Origin of the sequence: Sphaerotilus uruguayifluvii (assembly GCF_013294065.1) — a bacterium.
Classification (GTDB): domain Bacteria; phylum Pseudomonadota; class Gammaproteobacteria; order Burkholderiales; family Burkholderiaceae_C; genus Sphaerotilus; species Sphaerotilus uruguayifluvii.
In genome coordinates this window covers 92,731-110,742 of the sequence record NZ_JABSNM010000013.1, presented here as the reverse complement: position 1 = coordinate 110,742, position 18,012 = coordinate 92,731, and the positions used below count along the sequence as shown (strand labels likewise).

Here is an 18,012-nt window from a genome sequence, read left to right as displayed (position 1 = left end):
CTGGCGGGATGTCTTTCCTGCCCCACGGTCTGTACGACCAGATTCTCACCGAGGCCCTGTCGCGACAGATCGAGACCAGCGGGGCACAAGCCCACTGTCAGTCCTTGCAGACTGATGCCACCGATGCACTGATCGATCTGGTCGCTCGCCAGCTCAGTCAGGTGCTGCAGGACCTGCCGGGCGATCCCCAGGGCCGGGCGCATCAGCAGCTGGCGCTGGTTAATGAGTTGCTGATCTCGCTGCGCCAGCGTTTGGGTCTCGGCGTGGATCTGGCTGCGGTCCCCCCGCGACTGCTCAAGGCCGTCGAACACCACCGAAGCCTAGATCGGGATTTGGCACCCCAAACCGGTCTGATGGCCCCGTGGCTTTTCACCGCCGGCAAGGCCTCGCCGTCTCTGCTGCAGGAGCTGCGCCGCGAGCTGGCCTCGGCAGATCAGGTCGACATCCTGGTGAGCTTCATCACCGTGTCGGGTGTGCGCAAGCTGCGCGATGTGCTGGTACAAGCCACCGCGGTGGGCGCCGACGGCCGGTCCGGTCTGCCAATCCGCATTCTGACCACCACCTACACCGGCGCAACCGAAGCCAAAGCGCTCGATGAGCTGGCGCGCCTGCCCGGCTGCGAAGTGCGCATTTCTCTGGACGGCAGACGCACCCGGCTGCACGCCAAGGCCTGGATCTTCCGGCGTTGCACGGGTTTCGGCTCGGCCTATATCGGCAGTGCCAACCTGTCGGGCGCTGCGCTCAGCGGGGGGCTGGAATGGACGGTGAAGCTGACTCAGCGCGCGCAGGAAGCCTTGTTCGAACAGGCCCGAGCGCATTTCGAAACGCTGTGGTCCGACAGCGAATTCCAGCCTTATGACCCAGATGACCCGATGCATCGGGCGGCGCTGAGGAGTGCCCTGCGCACCGAATCCGGCGAGACCCCCACCTCAGGCACACGCATCGGGTTCTTTGATCTTCAGCCCAAGAGCTACCAGCAGGACATGCTCGAGCAGCTCGCCATCGAGCGCGAGCAGGGTCGGTGGCGCAATCTGGTCGTCGCAGCCACCGGCACCGGCAAGACCGTTGTCGCGGCATTCGACTACCGGCGCAGCTGCCAGCAATACGGCGGCCGTCCACGGCTGCTGTTTGTCGCTCACCGGGAGGAAATCCTGCGCCAGGCCCTGCGCACCTTTCGCGAGGTGCTGCGTGACCCCGAGTTCGGCGACCTGCTCGCCGGTGGCCATGAGCCCGACAGCCCGGACCATCTCTTCGCCACCATCGACAGCATCGACAGCCGCGATCTGCTGACCCGCCCTGGCCCAGGGCACTGGCACACCGTCATCATCGACGAGTGCCATCGCCTCGCCGGTGAGCGTTTCGACCGGCTGGCGCGCCAGATCCGGCCGCGCATCCTGCTGGGACTGACAGCCACGCCTGAGCGCGGTGATGGCCAGCCCCTGACGCCCTACTTCGACCTCCGCGGCGACGGCTCGCCTGCGGTCGAGCTGAGGCTGTGGCATGCGCTGGACCTGCAATTGCTGGCGCCCTTCGAGTACTACGCCTGCGACGACGAAACCGATCTGAGCGCCGTCCCCTGGGACCGTGCGGGCGAGCGGGCCGAACTCGATCGGCTGATCTCCGGCAACGATGCGCGGGCCCGGGCCGTCATCCGCGAATGGGGTCGGCTGGCCGCCGACGCACGCCGCAGCCGCGCCCTGGTGTTCTGCGTCTCGGTGGCCCATGCGCAGCTGATGACCCACCACTTCAATGCAGCCGGCCTGCCGGCGGCCTGCATCGTCGGCGATACCGATCACGAAGAACGTCGCCGCGCACCGCGCCGGCTCGAACAAGGCGAACTCTGCGCGCTGGTCACCGTCGATCTCTACAACGAAGGCGTGGACCTGCCCTTTGTCGACACCCTGCTGCTGCTGCGTCCGACACAAAGCGCCGTGGTCTTCCAGCAGCAAATCGGCCGCGGGCTGAGGCTCAGCCCGAACAAGGAAAGCTGTCTGGTGCTGGACTTCGTCGGCCAGCACCGCGCCGATTTCCGCTTCGATCGCCTGCTCGGGGCGCTGACCGGTCAATCCCGGCGCGAACTGATCGACAGCGTGGAACACGGCTTCGGCTCGCTGCCTGCGGGCTGCCATGTGCAACTGCAGCGTCAGACACGCGACCGTGTTCTGGCCAGCCTGCGTCAAGCGGCAAACAACCGCTGGTCACGGCTGCGTGCCGAGTTGCAGGCCCATGCGGCGCAGCGCCCAGGAGGCACGCCGCTGCAACTCAGCACCTTCTTGCGCGATCAGCTCCTCAGCCTGGAGGACATCTACCGCCAGGCCACCGGCAGCAGTCCCAGCGGCTGGACCGCACTGCGCCGCGATGCCGGCCTGCTGAACTCGGCGGTTGGCCCGGAAGAGGCCTATTTCAGCCGGCGCTTCGGGGATCTGCTTCACATCGAGGACACACGACGCCTGGAGGCGATGGCGGCACTGGCGCACCCGGACCGCACAGAGCATGCCGATGCGTTAACGGTGCAGATGCTGGCCTATCAAATCGACGGACAGCACCACCAGACCGGTACACCGCAAGCCTGGATGGAACGGCTGGCGGCTCACCCAGACATCCGGCAGGAACTGGGTGAACTGGCCGCGCTGCTACAGGCCCGTAGCACACTGCCAAGCCGAACACTGCCCGGCCTGGAAGACACGCCACTGTGCTTGCATGCGGCGTATGGCATCCGCGAGATCCTGACCGCTGTCGGCTGGCTCAGCGCCTCGCGGCGTTCGCCCTTCCAGGCCGGCGTCTTGCCGCTGCACGACCGCCGTACCGAACTGCTGTTTGTCACGCTCGACAAAAGCGAGGGCTATCACGACCGCATCGCCTACCGCGACCATGCGATCAGCACGACGCAATTTCACTGGCAGAGCCAGAACAGCGCCGGACCCGACACAGCCGCAGGCCGGCGCTATCTCAGCGCGGACACGTCTGCCGCGTCGGGCTGGCAGTTCCAGCTGTTTGTCAGATCGCGCCCTGGAACGCCTTACCGCGCCTGCGGCCCAGTGCACCTTGTGTCCGCCGAAGGCAGTCGACCGATGAGCGTCGTCTGGCAGCTGGTGGAGCCGCTGCCAGTGCGGCTGTTCCGCGAGTTCAGTGTGCTGCGCGATGTTTGAAAAATCGGCTCACGTACAGTCCTGCCTTTTCCTCCCGCATCAAGCCCACTCCACCATGACGCTACCCCCCTGCCCCCAATGCCAGTCCACCTACACCTACGAGGACGGCGCGCTGCTCGTCTGCCCCGAATGCGGCCATGAGTGGTCGGCCCAGGCCGCCGAGGCGGCGCCCGAGGTCGAGGCCGCGCGGGTGGTGCGCGACGCCAACGGCAACGTGCTGGCCGACGGCGACAGCGTCACGCTGATCAAGGACCTGAAGGTGCGCGGCTCCTCGCTGGTCATCAAGGTCGGCACCAAGGTGCGCGGCATCCGGCTGGTCGAGGGCGACCACGACATCGACTGCCGCATCGACGGCGTCGGCGCGATGCAGCTGAAGTCGGAGTTCGTCCGCAAGGCCTGACGGCCCGGCCCGGCGTGCACCGGTCTTGTGCACCCAGGCTATCGCAGCCTCCCGATTCATTGACAATCACGCAACAAGACCGGCCTGTTTCCTTTTTCTCACTTTTGCCCCGAAGTGAAAATCACTACGATGGCCAGCACGACAGCGCGAGATCGGGTCACGTCCGCAAGGTGACGGACCGGATCAGTCCATGGAATCCGTCACGGATCTCCCGGTACCAGCGCAACAAGATGCAATCAGGGTGATGCGCTGACGCCTGCAGGCGCAGGCGGGGGAAAGAGAAGATGAACGGATTCGCCAAGCGGATCGACGGGTCGCCCGAGACGGGCGAGCGGAACGCCGCCGGCAGCGCGCCGCCGCACACGATCCTGATGCGGCACCCGGACTCCGGTCAGGAGCACGAGGTGGGCGTGGGCCCGTCGCGGGCCGTGCTGCTGCTCGGGCCGCTGGAGCTGGCCCGGCGCGGCGACTGGGGGCTGATGCTGCTGTGCATCGTGCTGCCGGTCATCGGCCAGGTGATGGTCGCGCCGATGGCCAACAGGCGGCACCTGCGCCGGCTCATCCGCGACGGCTATCGCGCCATCAGCCCGCGTCCCGGCCATGTCAGCCATGCCGAGTGGATCCTGGGCATGCACATCCCGCGCTACAGCGGCCGCCGACCGCATCCCGCCCCGGACGCGCAGGGCGGCTGAAGCGGCCCGCGGCCGCCGCGCCGCCTCAGCCGCCGCGGCCCAGCCCCATGCGCTCGGCCGCGCGCTTCTCGGCCGCGTAGCTCTCGCGCAGGCTGCGGCCGTAGTCCTCGGGGTTCAGGTAGTCCAGCTCCTGGTCGTACTTGGCCAGCTCGGCCACATGGGCCGGCGCATGCATCGCGGTGCGGAAGGCCTCGTGCAGCGTCGCGACGACGGCCGGCGGCAGGCCGTGCGGCCCGACCAGCCCATAGGGCGAGGTCGCGACCACGCCCTGCCCCAGCTCCTTGAGCGTGGGCACGTTCGGCCAGCGGCGGTTGCGGTGCTCGGCCAGCGTCGCCAGCAGGCGCAGCCGGCCGGAATCGACGAAGGGCGCGAAGCCGTTGGAGTTGATGCCCATCGTGACCTGGCCGGAGGCCACCGCCAGCATCTGCTCGGAGGTGCCCTTGTAGGGCACATGCACGTAGCTGAAGCCGCGCCGCGCGGCGAGCTCCTCCATCACCACATGCGGCGTGGTGCCGACGCCATTGGTCGACACCGTCAGCTCGCCCGGGCGCGCCTTCGCGAAGGCGACCACATCCTCGAAGCTGCGCAGCGGGCTGCCGGCGGGCACCAGCAGGCCGAAGGTCACGCCGGAGATCTGGATGATCGGCGTGGTGTCGCGGATCGGATCCCACAGCACCTTCTGGATGTGGGGCGCGCGCAGCGCCGGGTGCGGCAGCTGCGCGATGGTGTAGCCGTCGGGCGCGGCCTGCTGCAGGATCGGCATCGCCAGCGTGCCGCCGGCGCCGGAGCGGTTCTCGACGATGACCTTCTGGCCCAGCTGGCGCCCGGCCAGATCGGCCAGCAGCCGCATCGTCAGGTCGGTGGCGCCGCCGGCCGGCCACGGCACCCACAGCGTGATCGGGCGCACCGGGAAGCGGGTGTCGCTGCTGCCGGAAGCCGCCCCGCCGGGCTGGGCCCGCGCCGCCAGCACGCCTGCCGGCCCGGCGGCCACCGCCGCCGCGATCGCCCCGAGCAGGCGCCGGCGCTCCGGGCTCGTCGCCCCGGCCTGCGCCCTGTCCTTCATTGCCATTCCATCAGCTCCATCGTCATCGTTCCCCCGGTCAGGAAGGTCGAGTTGGCCGGCTCGCGCCGCTCCACCCGCACCAGCCCGACGCCGGGGCAATACCATTCCAGGGTCGTCAGCGGCATGTCGCGAAAGCCGTTGACCGGGTCGGCGAACAGCTTGACCAGCGCGTCGCCGCGCACCCGCACGCAGTGCTCGAAGCGTCCGGCCGGCGTCTCGACGGACTGCTCCAGCGCCTCGATCGTCCAGTTGACCGGGATCGACGGATGGCCGTGGCGGATCTCCGGCGGGAACTCGGAGTTGCGCCGCAGCAGATAGGTCGTCGTCGTCGTCTGCCAGCGCGTGCCGGCGGCCAGCGGCATCTTCAGCACGTAGCGCGGCTTCTCGTCCGGCCGGGGCGCATCGTCCAGCTCGGTCTTCGTCGCGACGCGGTAGATGCCGGTGTCGTCGCTGCGCAGCCAGTAGTCGATGCCGGAGTCGCTGTGCCGGCGCCAGGCGCTGCCGGACTCCAGCGTGCCGTCGCGGCCCTCGTTGCTGAGCACGATCGTCTCGCGCTCGCGGGTGTCGTTCTCCCACTCGCTGGTCAGGCGGTAGGTCCAGCGCCGGCCGGACTCCAGCGGAAACAGCGCGCTGCCCGGCGGCTCCTTGCAGCCCGACAGCAGCGCCAGCACGGCCGCACCGGCCAGGACGGGAAGACGGCGGCGGCTCATCTCACTTCTCCGGCAGCTGCGGCGCGGGCAGGTCGCGGATCTTGACCACCTGCTCGTCCGAGCCGGGCCGCAGCCAGCTCAGGCCCTTCGGCCCGCGCCTGGGCTCGGCCTGGCCGAGCTGGCTGACGCCCTGGCGCACCTTCTTCATCGACTCGCCCAGCAGCGCATGCAGGTCCTTCGAGTACGGCAGCCGGTAGGCGCGCGGCTGCTCCGAGGGCTTGCCGTTCTCGATCGCGTTGACCCAGACATAGAGCGCGCCCTCGCGCCCCTTGGCCGGCTCGTCGAACACGGCCGCCAGCAGCACGAAGCGCTCGGGCAGCGCATGGCGGCTCGGCCAGCCCCACACCCCTTCCAGCGCCGCATCGCTCCAGAAATACAGCGCGGTCACCCCGGCCACCAGCAGGCCCTTGGCCCAGACCGGCCAGCGCGAGGCCACCAGCGCCAGCCCCAGCACGAACAGCACCGCGACGAAGGCCCACAGCACCGCATCGGTGATCGCCATCTCAGATCCTTTCCACCAGCGTCTTGGCCAGCGTGTTGACCCCGGTGACGCGCCCGTCGCGGTCCACCGAGAAGCGCACCGCGGTGGCCTCGTCGCCCTTGCGAGCGAGGTTCACGGTGCCGTAGAAGACCACCTCGGCGCGCGGATTGACCTTCACCACCGAGACGTTGACCGGCACCGGCTCGCCGTTCTTGCTGTCGTAGTAGAAGACGTTGACGACGTACTCGCCCGGCGCGAAGCCGCGGATCGTCACCACCTCCTGGTTCAGCGGGTTCACCACCTGCTGGCCGTTGACCACGATCGAGTCGTTCGCCAGGCCGCGGTCGTCGCGGTCGAGGTGCATCATTCCGCCCTCGCGCTGGCGGAACCACACCCGGTTGCCGCCCGGATCCTCGACCCAGGTGTCGATGTCGTTGGGGTTCATGTCCGGCCAGGTCACGGTGATGATGAACTCGGCCTTGGCGTCGATCACGCCGGTCCTGGCCTTCGGGTTCATCGCCACGATCGCGATGGCGAAGAGCATCACGAAGATCAGCAGCGTGTTGAACAGCAGGTCGCTGAACGGATCGATTTCGTCGGTGCGACGCGGGCGCAGCACCGCCATGTCAGGCTCCGCGCGCGGCGCCGGCGGCGGCCGCGTCGGCGAGGATGTCGGCCGCCAGCCGGTCGGCCAGCCGGTCGAGCAGCAGCAGCTGCAGCCCCAGCCACAGGTTGACCACCAGCCCGACCAGCGTGGTGTAGAGCGCGATCGCCATGCCGCCGGTCATCTGCTGCAGCAGCTTCTGCACCTCGGCCAGCTCGAAGCTCTGCGACTGCCCCAGCTGCAGCGACATCAGGATGAAGCCCACCACCGTGCCGAGCAGGCCGAGCTTGATCGACGCTGCCGTGAACCACCAGGCGGTCTCGTGCGGACCGTGGGTGCGCTCGGACAGCAGCGCGGTCGCCTCGGGCTGGCCGCGGCGCAGCTCGTCGAGATGGGTGGCGCGCCAGCCCTGCGCGAGGCCGGGCTGCGCCTCGGCCTGCAGCCGCCAGGCGCGCAGCCCGCACCAGCCGGTGACGACCGCGCCCAGCAGCGCGATCACCACGCTGATGCCGCTCGGGTCGCCGTCGACCAGCGCACGCCACCAGCCGTGGCGCTGCATCCACCAGGCGAAGAAGACCGCCACGCCGGCCAGCAGCGCCCAGCCCCAGAACAGGCGCTGCGCCAGCGCCGGCAGATCCGCCGGGACCGCGGTCGCCCGGCCTGGCGGCGCGTAGTCCGCGGGCAGGTCCGTGCCTGCGCGATTGCGCTCGCGCATCGATTGCCAGAAACCGGACATGTCAGCCTCCTGCGCCGCCGGGCGGACCTCCGCCGCCGCGTTTCGTCAGCGCGCCGAAGCCGCGCTGCGGGTCATAGCCCCAGGCCGCCAGCGCGAAGCACAGCGCCAGCGTGCCCAGCACGATCCAGGGCGACAGGCCCGCGTCCTTGCCGTACATCGCGTAGCGCATCCACTCGACCGCATGCGTGAACGGGTTGAAGCGGGCGATCTGCCAGACCCAGGTCGCGCCCGACTCCTCCAGCTTCCACAGCGGGTAGAGCGCGGTCGACATGAAGTACATCGGGAAGATGACGAAGTTCATCGTCCCGGCGAAGTTCTCGAGCTGCTTGACATGCACGCTCAGCAGCAGGCCCAGGGCCCCGAGCATCAGCGCCGAGCCCACCGCCGCCAGCAGCAGGTGGGGCGTGTGCGCGCCCCACAGCGGCAGGTCGGTGCCGATCAGGCGGGCGATGACCACGAAGGCCAGCGCCTGCACCAGCGACAGCACCGCGGTGGCGGCGAGCTTGCAGAACAGGATCCACCAGCGCGGCAGCGGCGCGGTCAGCAAGAGGCGCATCAGCCCCATCTCGCGGTCGTAGACCATCGCCAGGCTCGACTGCATGCCGTTGAACAGCAGCACCATGCCGATCAGCCCCGGCGCGATGTAGACGTCGTAGGGGATGTAGGTGTCGTAGGGCTCGGCCACCGACATGCCGAAGACGTTGCGAAAGCCCGCGGCGAAGACCGCCAGCCACAGCAGCGGGCGCACCAGCGCCGACACCAGCCGCCCGGTCTGGCGCACGAACTTCGCCACCTCCCGGCCGACGATGGCGCGCATCGCCTGCAGCGCATGCATCGGGCCGGCCATCAGCGCACCGCCTTGCAGAGCTTCTCGGGCGCATCGGCGCCGAGGGTGTCGAGGCTGTTCCTGGGATGCTGCACGCCCTCGACCGGCGCGGTGGCGACGACGCCCTGGCCGTCGGTCATCAGCATCGGCTGGCGCAGCTGGCCGTCCCAGGCGCGGAAGCTCATCGGCACGCCCTTGGAGCCGTCGAACTCCAGCGTGCCCAGCGCCTGGGCCAGCGCCGCAGCCGGCCCCTTGGGCACCTCGCTGGCGGCGGCCACCAGCGCCTTGCCGGCCATCCAGGCCGACCAGTCGTGCGCGGTCATCGCACGGCCGGCGGCCTTGGCGAAGCGGCGCGAGACCTGCGGCGCGCCGAAGCGCTCGAACTGCGCCGACCAGGCCTGCGCGGTCAGCCCCGCGTCGCCCACCACCGGCCGCGGCAGCGCGGTGCGGTAGGGCAGCGCGCGCGCGAATTCGCCGTCGCTGTCGACCACCCAGACCACGTCGTACTGCAGGTTGCCGGTCAGCAGCCGCGGGTTGGCCAGGTCGCGCTCGCGCGGATCGGCCGAGAGCTTGAAGGGCTTGGCCGCGGCCAGCTTCAGGCCGTAGCGCTTGATCGCGGCCTGCGCGACCGCGCTGCGCTGCGCGTCCTGCGCCGACGGCCCGGTCAGCAGCAGCACGCTCGACCAGCGCTGGCTCGTCAGCGTCTGCGCCAGCGCGTCGGCGCGCATGCGCTCGCTGGGGATCAGGTGCAGCAGGCGCGCGCGGCAGTCGGCCTCGCGCAGCCGGTCCTCCGCCGCGCCGAGGTTCATCACCGGCAGCTTCACCGCATCCGCCGCGGCCAGCAGCCAGTCGGCCGGCAGATCGGCCAGCACCACCGCGGCGCCGCCCTTCTCCGCCCTGGCGGCCGCTTCGCGCGCCGCTGCGGCCGAGGCCACCGGCACGGTGTCGAGCACGATGGCGGCGCCGGCGGCCTCCAGCTCGAACTTGGCCTCCTTCAGCGCCACCTGCAGCCCGTCCGCGGCCGGCCCGCCCGGGTGGCCCAGGTAGGCGCGCTCCAGCCGGCTGCGCTCCAGCCGCGCGTCGTCGACCGGCTGCAGCAGCGTGACCTTGAAGGTCGCCGCCTGCGCCAGCGCGCCCGTGCCGGCCAGCGCCAGCACGACCGCGCCGCGGCGCAGGGCGTTCATGGCCTGCTTGGCCTGCGTGCGCGTCATCATGCCCCCCGCCCGCGTCACTCGACGATCACCGCGCCGTAGGGCACGCGACCGACCGGGATGCTCTTGAGCGGCTTGGCCGCGGCGACATCGACCAGCGTGATGTCGTCCGACAGGCCGTTGACTACCACCAGCCGCGACTCGGCCTTGTCCAGCGTGACGTTCCAGGCGCGCTTGCCCACCAGCACCAGGTCGGTGGTCTTGCGCGAGGCCACGTCGACGAAGGCGACATGGTTGGCGCGGCCCAGCGCGACGAAGGCGCGCTTGCCGTCGCGCGTCATCGTGATGCCCACCGGCGTGATGTCGGTCGAGCGCGCGCCCTTGACCTCGAACTTCACCGTGTCGACGACCGACCAGTCCTTGGTCGACAGCACCGTGACGCTGGCCGACATCTCGTTGGTGACCCAGAGCTGGCTGCCGTCGGGCGTCAGCGCGAAGCGGCGCGGGCGCTTGCCGACCTTGACGTTCTTGACCACCTTGCCCGAGGCGGTGTCGATCACGTGGACCAGGTTGGCCACCTCCGAGGTCACCCAGACCGTCTTGCCGTCCGGCGAGACCTTGACGCCCTCGGGCTCCTTGCCGACCTCGACGTGGCGGGTGAACTTCTTGGTCGCGATGTCGAAGAAGCCCAGCGCCGCGTCGTCCTCCTCGGACACGTAGAGCGTCTTGCCGTCGGGCGAGAGGTCGAAGGCCTCGGGGTCCTCGCCGATCGGCAGCCGGCCGACCGACTTGCGCGTGGCCAGGTCGATGACGTCGGCGGCGTTCGATTCGGCGCAGGCCACCATCAGCTGCCTGCCGTCCGGCGTGAGCTGCAGGTGGCGCGGGCGCTTGCAGGTGGCCACCGTGCCGGTGACGGCCTGCGTCTTCAGGTCGACCACCGTCAGCGTGTGATCCTTCTCGCTCGAGACGAAGGCGGTCTGGGCCTGGGCCGGCGCGACCGCGGCCAGCAGCGCGGCCAGCGTGGCCGACGCGAGGACGGACGGCAGGAAAGGAAGGCGGCGAGCATTCATGGTTCTTGTCTCCTGGAGGATCGGCGGAAATCAGGGGGCGATCAGTGGGTGGCGCGGATGAAGGCCTCTTCCAGCCCGTCGCCGCCCAGCGCCACCGTGACCGCGGCCGGCGAACCGTCGGCCAGCAGCCGGCCCTTGTGCAGCACGACGACGCGGTCGGCGGCCTCGGCCTCCTCGACCAGATGCGTCGCCCACAGCACGGTGGTGCCGCGCTCGGCGATGTCGGCGCGGATGGCGGCGAGCAGGTCGCGGCGCGACTTCGGATCCAGCCCCACGGTCGGCTCATCCATCAGCACCACCTTCGGCCGGTGCAGCAGCGCGCGCACCAGCTCGACCTTGCGCCGGTTGCCGCCCGAGAGCTCGCGCACGGTGCGGCCCAGGTCCTTCTCGAGACCGAGCGCCTGGCAGCCCGCCGTCAGCCGCTCGGTGGCGACGCGGCGCGGCAGGCCGTGCAGGTCGGCGTGGAAGCGCAGGTTGCGCTCGACCGAGAGGTCCAGATCCAGCGACATCTGCTGGAAGACCACGCCGATGTCGGCCAGCGCGCGCACCGCCGCATGGCGCAGCGACTGCCCGGCCACCGTCACCTCGCCCTCGTCGGCGACGAACAGGCCGGTCAGCACCTGGAACAGCGTCGACTTGCCGGCGCCGTTGGGCCCCAGCAGCGCCACGAACTGGCCGGCGGGCAGCACCAGCGTCAGGCCCGCCAGCGCGGTGCGCTCGCCGTAGCGCTTGATCAGGCCCTGGATCTGCAGCATGTCGGAATCACCGGAACGGAAGGGAACAGGAAGGAAGTCGTCATCTCGGGCCGCTTTGTACCGGTCCGGCGCGCGACTGTCGCACCCGTGCTTTCACTGAGGAATTCTTCCCGGCCGGAACGCTCCGGGCCGCTCAGAGATCGATCTCCATGCGGTCGGCGGTCAGCTCGATGCCGTGGCGCGCCAGCAGACCGGTGGGCACGGCCGAGCTCAGGCCGGTCTCCGGGATCGGCATCAGCAGCTTGCGCCGCGCGCCGACGCGGTCGAGCTCGGACAGCAGCATCTGGCCGGCGTCGATCTGCTCGGCCGCGTCCAGGCGCAGGTCGGCCTGGTCGTCGCCGAGCAGCAGGCAGTCGGCCTGCTGCATCCACTCGATCGCGTCCGCGCCGGCCTCGAACAGGCTGCGCGCGCACATCAGGCGCTGGCCGGTGACGACGTCGCGCACCGCCAGCGCGATCGTCTCGCCGACCATCGGCGCGGCCGGGCTGGCCGCATGCGGCGGCAGCGGCCCGTCGGTGGCGATCGCGGTGAACTCCAGCGTCGGCTGGCCCTCGACGCGGAACACCGCCTCGCGCGACTCGCCCGCCACCGGGATGACATGCCAGTGCACGCCGCAGTAGTGCTCGAGCATCGGCAGCACCGGCAGCGTGTGCGTCAGCTCCTCGAACACCGCCGGCGTGGCGTAGAGATGGATCGGCGCGCCGTCGCGCAGGCTCAGCAGCCCGGTCACATGGTCGACCTGCGCGTCGGTCAGCACCACCGCGCGCACCGGCGCATCGGCCAGGCCGCGGTGGCGCAGCAGCCGCGCGTCGGAGCCGAGCTGCTCGGCCACCGAGGGCGAGATGTTGACCAGCACCCAGCGCTGCTGGTCGCCGGAGATCGCCAGCGCGCCGGGCGCGCGGGTCGAGGACGCGCCGCTGCGCGTGATCGGGTTCAACGGGATGGCCTCGTTGCCCCCCCTGAGGACGACCAGCTTCATGGCATCTCCGGGATCAGGGCGACACGGGCGGTGTCGTCGGTTTCGAGTTCGGTCATGATGGGATCGCTTTTTCAACCGTCTTTTGCAAGAGCCATGCCGGTTCGAATCCGGGTTCCATCATGTCGCCTGGGCGACGCTGGCCACCCGCGACGATCCGGATTTGCACCACGATCCCGTCACCGGAAGCGGCCCGGAAGCCGCCCTGCCGCGCCGCGTCGGCGAGGCGGACCGGAGTGTTCCATTCCGTGACATCTCGATGACCACCGTGGCACAGGGGCAACCCGAATGCGTTTGTCAGATGCGAAACACCCTGCCCGCCGGGTCCCGACGTGGCGTTCCTGCCTCGGTGCGGCGGTGATGGCGGCCCTGCTGCCGGCGCGGCCCGCCGACGCCGCGGCGGCCGCGCCGCGCTGCTCGCCGATCTCGCCCGAGCCGTCGATCACCCGGCTGGCGCCGCAGGTCTGGCGGATCGAGGGCGCGGCCGGCGACAGCTCGCCGGACAACCACGGCCGCATCTCGAACCTGCTGGCGGTGCGCGACGGCCCTCGGCTCTGGCTGCTCGGCAGCGGCCCCGACGCGGCCTTCGCGCGGGCCCTGGACTGCCGGCTGGCGCGGCGGACCGGACGCACGGTCAGCGACGTGATCGCGCCCTGGCCGCGGCCGGAGCTGGTGCTCGGCCAGGCCGGACTGCCCGCGGCACGGCGCTGGGCACATGCGGAGGTGGCCGCGGCGATGCGCGAGCGCTGCCCGCGCTGCATCGCGCGCCTGGCCGAGCGCACCGGCCGCCCGGCGCAGGCGCCGCGCCAGCCGATCGTGCTGCCCGACCGGCTGCTGCAGGGCGAGTCCGGCCAGCTCGGGCCGTGGCAGTGGCGGCGGCTGCGGCGCTCGGACGAGACCGCGGTCACGGTGTGGCTTCTGCCCGCGCAGCGGATCGGCGCCGCGCACGGCCTGCTGTGGAGCGATGGCGCGCCCGACCTGCGCGACAGCCGGATCGCGTCGATGCAGTCGTCGCTGCAGGCACTGCAGACGCTGCGCGAGCCCGCGGCCGGTCCGGGCTGGACCTGGGTGCCCGAGCAGGGCGAGCCGCTCGACGACGCGGGCGTCGCCGAACACCTGGACTATCTGGAGACGCTGCAGCGCCAGGCCGGCCAGGCGCAGGCCGACGGCACGCTCGAGACCGACCCGCCCCCGGCGCCGCAGGCACCGAGGTTCGCGCGCGGCGCGCGCCATGCGCTGAACTGGCAGCTGGCCTGGCGCGAGGCCGAGCAGCGCTGGTTCGAGGCCGGCGCGCCGGCGCCGCGCTGAGCCGACGGCTGCGCGATCAGCCGCGCGGCTCGTTGCGCCAGCGCAGCTTGCGGTAGATGGTGTTGCGGCTGATGCCCAGCCGCTTGGCGGCGACCGAGATGTTGCCGCCGGCCGCATCGACCGCCTGCTGGATCGTGCGCAGCTCGATGTCCTCGAGCGACAGCGCGAGCTCCTCGGCGGGCGCGGCCATCGCCGGCTGCGGCATCGTCAGCGGCGGCAGCGCCGCCATCGGCTCGGCCGGCTGCGCCGCCGGCATCGGCATGCGCATCGGCTCCGACGGCGCCTCGGCCGGCGCGAACAGCGGCGCACGCATCGGCGGGGCGGCCACCACCGGCGCGGCCGCGGCGGCCGCGCTGCGCTGCTGGGCGATGCGGCGGGCGTCCTCGATGAAGTCGTCCGACAGGTGATCGCGGGTGATCGTCGCCTCGCCGGCGGCCATCACGCAGGCGGTGCGCAGCACGTTGAAGAGCTGGCGCACGTTGCCGGGCCAGTGGTAGCCCTGGAACAGCCGCACCACCTCCGGACTCAGGCGCAGGCGCCGCTCCGGGCTCTCGCGGTCGAGAATGCGCTCGACCAGCGCCATCAGGTCGGAGCGCTCGCGCAGCGCCGGCAGCCGAACCGCCAGGCCGTTGAGGCGGTAGTACAGGTCCTCGCGGAAGCTCTTCTGCTCGATCATCTCGCGCAGGTTGCGGTGGGTCGCGCAGACCAGCATCACGTCGACCGAGACCGACTTGGCGCTGCCCAGCGGGGTGACCTGGCGCTCCTGCAGCACGCGCAGCAGGTGCGCCTGCAGGCTGATCGGCATGTCGCCGATCTCGTCGAGGAAGAGCGTGCCGCCGTTGGCCTGCACGATCTTGCCGACCGCGCCCTTGCGGCGCGCTCCGGTGAAGGCGCCCTCCTCGTAGCCGAACAGCTCGGCCTCGATCAGCGTCTCGGGAATCGAGGCGCAGTTGACCGCGACGAAGGGCTGGCGGGCACGCTCGGAATCCTGGTGGATCGCGCGGGCGAGCAGCTCCTTGCCGGTGCCGGTCTCGCCGAGGATCAGGATCGGGATGTCGCGGTTGAGGACACGGCGGATCTTGTCGATCAGCGAGGCGAACTGCGTGTCGCCCAGGCTCAGGCTGGCCAGGCCGCCGCCGTTGCCGCCCTCGCCACCACGCGAGGCCCCTCCCAGCCCCTCGCCGGCGCTGCCGGACGGGGCGCTGCCCGAGGCGGACGGGGAGGCCGGGGCCGTCTCGGTCGCGGACGGTCCGCCCTCCGCGGCCGCCGGCGCGGCCACCGCGGCGTCGCCGCCCATGCCCATGCCGTGCCAGACCGGCCAGTTGAAGCGTGCGTAGACATGGAACTGCCGGCCGCTGGAGAGCTCGACCGGCTGCGGCGTGGCCAGCGGCGAGCGGAAGCGGTCGACCAGCGCGGCCACCGTGGTGCCGAACAGCGACGAGATCGTGTGCATGCGCAGCGCCGCGCCCGACAGGCCGAGCTGCTCGAGCGCGCCGCGGTTGGCGCCGACGAGCTTGCCGTCCTGGCTCACCGCCAGGATGCCCTCCATCAGCGTGCCGATGAACTCGACCCGGCTGTGGAAGTGCAGCCGCATGACGTTGCGGTAGTCGTCGGTCAGCCAGTGGTTCTCGATCATGCGCGCGCTCATCTTCACCAGGCCCATCGTGTGCTGGTGGTAGCTGCGCTGGTCGCCGGACACGTCGAGCACGCCCAGGATGTTGCCGCGCGGATCGAGAATGGGCGCGGCCGAGCAGGTCAGGAAGTGGTTGGCGTGCATGTAGTGCTCGTCGGCATGCACGAGCGTGGGCGACTCCTCGATCAGCGCGGTGCCGACCGCGTTGGTGCCCTTGGACTGCTCCGACCAGTTCACGCCGGGCTGCAGCGCCACCTTCGACGCGCGCGACATGAAGTCCGAGTCGCCGATCGAGTGGATGATCGTGCCGGTGGCGTCGCACAGCAGCACCATCGACTCGCTGTTGACGATCTGCTCGTAGAGCATCTCCATGACCGGCGCCGCATGCGCGTACAGGCGCTGGTTGCGCTCGCGGATCACGCCCAGGTCCGAGCGGCCCAGCGGCGAGTAGTCCAGCCGCTCGATGCGCGTCAGCCCGAAGGCGGCACAGCGCTGGTGGGACTGGTCGATCGTGTTCACATGCTCGTGATCCAGCGGCAGCGCCGACGCGATCGGACGACGCAGTTCGCTGCTGCCCGCCCGCATGCGCAAGCCTGCCGACGCGGGGGTGTAAGGACCTGCCATGCTGTCTCCTGGTGTGTCTTTCTGGGGTGGGCGCGAGACGCCATTGTCGCGCGCTTCCCCCGAAGGGTCGAAGTGTTCGCGATCAGCGCGCGCACCGGGCCCCGGGTTGTCATCAATTCGCACACGCCGCCCGTTCACTTGTCACAGACCGCGGGAAATCACCATGATGCCGCGCAAATCGGAAGCACCCGGAACGCTCCAGCTCCGGACAGACCCTGGTTTTGCCACCGCATCCACGCCTGTTTTCAGGCTTGGCACAGTGATTGCAGAAACGATGCCAACCCAACCCGAACAACCGATGCGACCCCGCATCCCGAACCCAACGGAGACACGAATGGCACGTGGCAACCTCTTCCGCGCAGCGATCCTGGCTGCTTTCGCCACCCTCGGCGGCCAGGCCCTGGCCCATGGCGACGTGACGCCCCAGGCCGTCGACACCTCGAGCCTGCCGCAGCTGGGCGAAGAATGGCGTGCGACCAACCCGTACCGCAAGAACGACAAGGCGATCGCGATCGGCGCCTCGGCCTTCAACCAGAACTGCGCGCGCTGCCACGGCCTGGAAGCGATCTCCGGCGGCATCGCCCCGGACCTGCGCAAGCTCGACGGTGACTGCGCCGGCGTGGCTGACGCCAAGCGCCGTGCCGCCTGCGTCGCCGAGATCGACGAGTACTTCCTGACCAGCGTGCGCAAGGGCAAGGTGCGCAACGGTGCCGTCTACATGCCGCCGTTCGAGGGCATGCTGACCCAGGAAGCCTTCTGGGCGATCAAGGCCTATCTGGAAAACCGCCGCGAGAAGCCGATCAACGACTGAGCGGATTCGGGCCCCCTGCCGGCCCGGGACGCCGGTCGCAGCACAATCACGGCCTCGCCGGATGTCGTCCGTGTCCTCCACGGACGACAGGACCGGGCCGGACATCCAGGAGACATCGACATGACGTCCAACCGTTCCCCCTCCACGCCCTCCTCCCCGATGAGCCGCCGCGGCCTGCTCGGTCGCGGCACCGCGCTCGGCCTGGGCGCGCTGCTCGGCATCGAGGGCGCGCAGGCCCAGGACGGCGCGCCCAGCGCGCTCGAGCGCGTGCGCACGCTCGGCCGCCTGAGCGTCGGCCTGTACAACGAGCTGCCGCCCTTCCACGACCGTGGCCAGGGCATCGAGATCGAGCTGGCGCGCGCGCTGGCGCAGTCGCTCGGCGTGAAGGTCTCGCTGCTGCCGTTCACGGCCGACGAGAACATGAACGACGACCTGCGCAACATGGTCTGGAAGGGCCATTACCTCGGCTACGGCCCGGCCGACGTGCTGCTGCATGTCCCGGTCGACCGCCCGCTGATGCAGGAGAACCCGCAGGTCAGCATCTTCGGCCCGTACTGGCGCGAGCGCGTCGTCGTCGCACGCGACCTGTCGAAGGTGCCGGTGCTCGACAGCCTGGAGCCGCTCAAGGGCCAGAAGATCGCGGTGCCGGGCCAGTCGCTGGCCGGCTGGCTGATGATCGGCGCGGAGTCGGGCATGCTGCGCGACACGCTGACGACCAAGATCGACAACGGCGTGATCGCGGCGCAGATGCTGCAGCGCGGCGAGGTCGTGGCCGCGGCCGGCCTGCGCTCGGAGCTCGAGACGGTGCTGCGCGGCGACAGCCGCTACGCCATCGAGCCGATCCCGATGCCGCGGGCCCCGAAGGACGGCTGGGCCGTCGGCATGGCGACGAAGAAGTCCGCCACCGACCTGGCGCAGGCGCTCCAGGGCGCGGTCAACGGCCTGGCCGAGAGCGGCGCGCTCAAGGCGATGTTCGCCCGGGCCAACCTGGACTGGCACCCGGTCTGAGCCGGGTCCGCCCGC

The 18,012-nt window shown here is 70.7% G+C and carries 17 protein-coding genes; 6 read left to right on the top strand and 11 right to left on the bottom strand.

What is annotated here, in order from left to right; genetic code table 11:
- Positions 1-8 precede the first annotated feature (8 nt).
- The 3 genes from HNQ01_RS14900 (at position 9) to HNQ01_RS14890 (ending at position 4,241) form a co-directional block, all read left to right on the top strand.
- Positions 9-3,149, top strand: coding sequence for a DEAD/DEAH box helicase (locus HNQ01_RS14900; RefSeq protein ID WP_173806236.1), 3,141 nt, complete (start codon positions 9-11; stop codon positions 3,147-3,149).
- Between the two features lie 55 nt (positions 3,150-3,204).
- Positions 3,205-3,549, top strand: a complete 345-nt coding sequence (locus HNQ01_RS14895) for a zinc ribbon domain-containing protein YjdM (RefSeq protein ID WP_173806235.1) — start codon at positions 3,205-3,207, stop codon at positions 3,547-3,549.
- Positions 3,550-3,833: 284 nt separating this feature from the next.
- Positions 3,834-4,241 (top strand): hypothetical protein, encoded by a 408-nt coding sequence (locus tag HNQ01_RS14890; RefSeq protein ID WP_173806234.1) that lies wholly within the window; start codon positions 3,834-3,836, stop codon positions 4,239-4,241.
- A 25-nt stretch (positions 4,242-4,266) separates the two neighbouring features.
- Here the strand turns inward: HNQ01_RS14890 and HNQ01_RS14885 are convergent, their stop codons facing one another.
- The 10 genes from HNQ01_RS14885 to HNQ01_RS14840 all read right to left on the bottom strand — a co-directional run bounded on the left by HNQ01_RS14885 (position 4,267) and on the right by HNQ01_RS14840 (position 12,616).
- The gene (locus tag HNQ01_RS14885) at positions 4,267-5,310 is read right to left on the bottom strand and encodes a tripartite tricarboxylate transporter substrate binding protein (protein ID WP_286180836.1); all 1,044 of its coding nucleotides are present in this window, start codon (positions 5,308-5,310) and stop codon (positions 4,267-4,269) included.
- Positions 5,301-6,014, bottom strand: a complete 714-nt coding sequence (locus HNQ01_RS14880) for a hypothetical protein (RefSeq protein WP_173806233.1) — start codon at positions 6,012-6,014, stop codon at positions 5,301-5,303. Before HNQ01_RS14880 ends, HNQ01_RS14885 begins: the two co-directional genes overlap by 10 nt.
- Position 6,015: 1 nt before the next feature.
- Positions 6,016-6,516, bottom strand: coding sequence for a hypothetical protein (locus HNQ01_RS14875; RefSeq protein ID WP_173806232.1), 501 nt, complete (start codon positions 6,514-6,516; stop codon positions 6,016-6,018).
- A 1-nt stretch (position 6,517) separates the two neighbouring features.
- Positions 6,518-7,120, bottom strand: coding sequence for a hypothetical protein (locus tag HNQ01_RS14870; RefSeq protein WP_173806231.1), 603 nt, complete (start codon positions 7,118-7,120; stop codon positions 6,518-6,520).
- Position 7,121: 1 nt separating this feature from the next.
- A complete protein-coding gene (locus HNQ01_RS14865; RefSeq protein ID WP_173806230.1) occupies positions 7,122-7,835 on the bottom strand; it encodes a MotA/TolQ/ExbB proton channel family protein in 714 nt (237 codons plus the stop codon).
- A gap of 1 nt (position 7,836) precedes the next feature.
- Entirely contained in the window at positions 7,837-8,682 is an 846-nt protein-coding gene (locus tag HNQ01_RS14860; protein WP_173806229.1) for an ABC transporter permease, read from the bottom strand.
- On the bottom strand, positions 8,682-9,875 hold the full coding sequence (locus HNQ01_RS14855) for a type 1 periplasmic-binding domain-containing protein (RefSeq protein ID WP_434801510.1): 1,194 nt from the start codon (positions 9,873-9,875) through the stop codon (positions 8,682-8,684). Before HNQ01_RS14855 ends, HNQ01_RS14860 begins: the two co-directional genes overlap by 1 nt.
- 14 nt (positions 9,876-9,889) lie before the next feature.
- Positions 9,890-10,882 carry a PQQ-dependent catabolism-associated beta-propeller protein gene (locus tag HNQ01_RS14850; RefSeq protein WP_173806228.1) on the bottom strand — a complete coding sequence of 331 codons (993 nt, stop codon included), beginning with the start codon at positions 10,880-10,882 and terminating at the stop codon, positions 9,890-9,892.
- Positions 10,883-10,923: 41 nt separating this feature from the next.
- Positions 10,924-11,637 (bottom strand): ABC transporter ATP-binding protein, encoded by a 714-nt coding sequence (locus HNQ01_RS14845; RefSeq protein ID WP_173806227.1) that lies wholly within the window; start codon positions 11,635-11,637, stop codon positions 10,924-10,926.
- Between the two features lie 133 nt (positions 11,638-11,770).
- Entirely contained in the window at positions 11,771-12,616 is an 846-nt protein-coding gene (locus tag HNQ01_RS14840; RefSeq protein ID WP_173806226.1) for an MBL fold metallo-hydrolase, read from the bottom strand.
- Positions 12,617-12,973: 357 nt separating this feature from the next.
- On the opposite strand from HNQ01_RS14840, the gene HNQ01_RS14835 reads away from it, so the two are divergent.
- On the top strand, positions 12,974-13,921 hold the full coding sequence (locus HNQ01_RS14835; RefSeq protein ID WP_173806225.1) for a hypothetical protein: 948 nt from the start codon (positions 12,974-12,976) through the stop codon (positions 13,919-13,921).
- Between the two features lie 16 nt (positions 13,922-13,937).
- Here HNQ01_RS14835 and HNQ01_RS14830 read toward each other — a convergent pair whose 3' ends face one another.
- Complete coding sequence (locus tag HNQ01_RS14830; RefSeq protein ID WP_173806224.1) at positions 13,938-16,178, bottom strand: sigma-54-dependent Fis family transcriptional regulator; 2,241 nt, start codon at positions 16,176-16,178, stop codon at positions 13,938-13,940.
- A gap of 334 nt (positions 16,179-16,512) precedes the next feature.
- Here HNQ01_RS14830 and pedF point away from each other — a divergent pair, with 334 nt between their 5' ends.
- Both pedF and HNQ01_RS14820 read left to right on the top strand, forming a co-directional pair.
- Positions 16,513-16,989 (top strand): cytochrome c-550 PedF, encoded by a 477-nt coding sequence (gene pedF / locus HNQ01_RS14825; RefSeq protein WP_173806223.1) that lies wholly within the window; start codon positions 16,513-16,515, stop codon positions 16,987-16,989.
- Positions 16,990-17,109: 120 nt separating this feature from the next.
- The gene (locus HNQ01_RS14820) at positions 17,110-17,997 is read left to right on the top strand and encodes a transporter substrate-binding domain-containing protein (protein WP_286180835.1); all 888 of its coding nucleotides are present in this window, start codon (positions 17,110-17,112) and stop codon (positions 17,995-17,997) included.
- Positions 17,998-18,012 lie beyond the last annotated feature (15 nt).

What these genes read in the sequence shown, in the direction of transcription:
- HNQ01_RS14900 (WP_173806236.1), top strand. Translation starts at nt 9, where the DNA reads ATGTCTTTCCTGCCCCACGGTCTGTACGACCAGATTCTCACCGAGGCC.
- HNQ01_RS14895 (WP_173806235.1), top strand. Translation starts at nt 3,205, where the DNA reads ATGACGCTACCCCCCTGCCCCCAATGCCAGTCCACCTACACCTACGAG.
- HNQ01_RS14890 (WP_173806234.1), top strand. Translation starts at nt 3,834, where the DNA reads ATGAACGGATTCGCCAAGCGGATCGACGGGTCGCCCGAGACGGGCGAG.
- HNQ01_RS14885 (WP_286180836.1), bottom strand. Translation starts at nt 5,310, where the DNA reads ATGGCAATGAAGGACAGGGCGCAGGCCGGGGCGACGAGCCCGGAGCGC.
- HNQ01_RS14880 (WP_173806233.1), bottom strand. Translation starts at nt 6,014, where the DNA reads ATGAGCCGCCGCCGTCTTCCCGTCCTGGCCGGTGCGGCCGTGCTGGCG.
- HNQ01_RS14875 (WP_173806232.1), bottom strand. Translation starts at nt 6,516, where the DNA reads ATGGCGATCACCGATGCGGTGCTGTGGGCCTTCGTCGCGGTGCTGTTC.
- HNQ01_RS14870 (WP_173806231.1), bottom strand. Translation starts at nt 7,120, where the DNA reads ATGGCGGTGCTGCGCCCGCGTCGCACCGACGAAATCGATCCGTTCAGC.
- HNQ01_RS14865 (WP_173806230.1), bottom strand. Translation starts at nt 7,835, where the DNA reads ATGTCCGGTTTCTGGCAATCGATGCGCGAGCGCAATCGCGCAGGCACG.
- HNQ01_RS14860 (WP_173806229.1), bottom strand. Translation starts at nt 8,682, where the DNA reads ATGGCCGGCCCGATGCATGCGCTGCAGGCGATGCGCGCCATCGTCGGC.
- HNQ01_RS14855 (WP_434801510.1), bottom strand. Translation starts at nt 9,875, where the DNA reads ATGATGACGCGCACGCAGGCCAAGCAGGCCATGAACGCCCTGCGCCGC.
- HNQ01_RS14850 (WP_173806228.1), bottom strand. Translation starts at nt 10,882, where the DNA reads ATGAATGCTCGCCGCCTTCCTTTCCTGCCGTCCGTCCTCGCGTCGGCC.
- HNQ01_RS14845 (WP_173806227.1), bottom strand. Translation starts at nt 11,637, where the DNA reads ATGCTGCAGATCCAGGGCCTGATCAAGCGCTACGGCGAGCGCACCGCG.
- HNQ01_RS14840 (WP_173806226.1), bottom strand. Translation starts at nt 12,616, where the DNA reads ATGAAGCTGGTCGTCCTCAGGGGGGGCAACGAGGCCATCCCGTTGAAC.
- HNQ01_RS14835 (WP_173806225.1), top strand. Translation starts at nt 12,974, where the DNA reads ATGGCGGCCCTGCTGCCGGCGCGGCCCGCCGACGCCGCGGCGGCCGCG.
- HNQ01_RS14830 (WP_173806224.1), bottom strand. Translation starts at nt 16,178, where the DNA reads ATGGCAGGTCCTTACACCCCCGCGTCGGCAGGCTTGCGCATGCGGGCG.
- pedF (WP_173806223.1), top strand. Translation starts at nt 16,513, where the DNA reads ATGGCACGTGGCAACCTCTTCCGCGCAGCGATCCTGGCTGCTTTCGCC.
- HNQ01_RS14820 (WP_286180835.1), top strand. Translation starts at nt 17,110, where the DNA reads ATGACGTCCAACCGTTCCCCCTCCACGCCCTCCTCCCCGATGAGCCGC.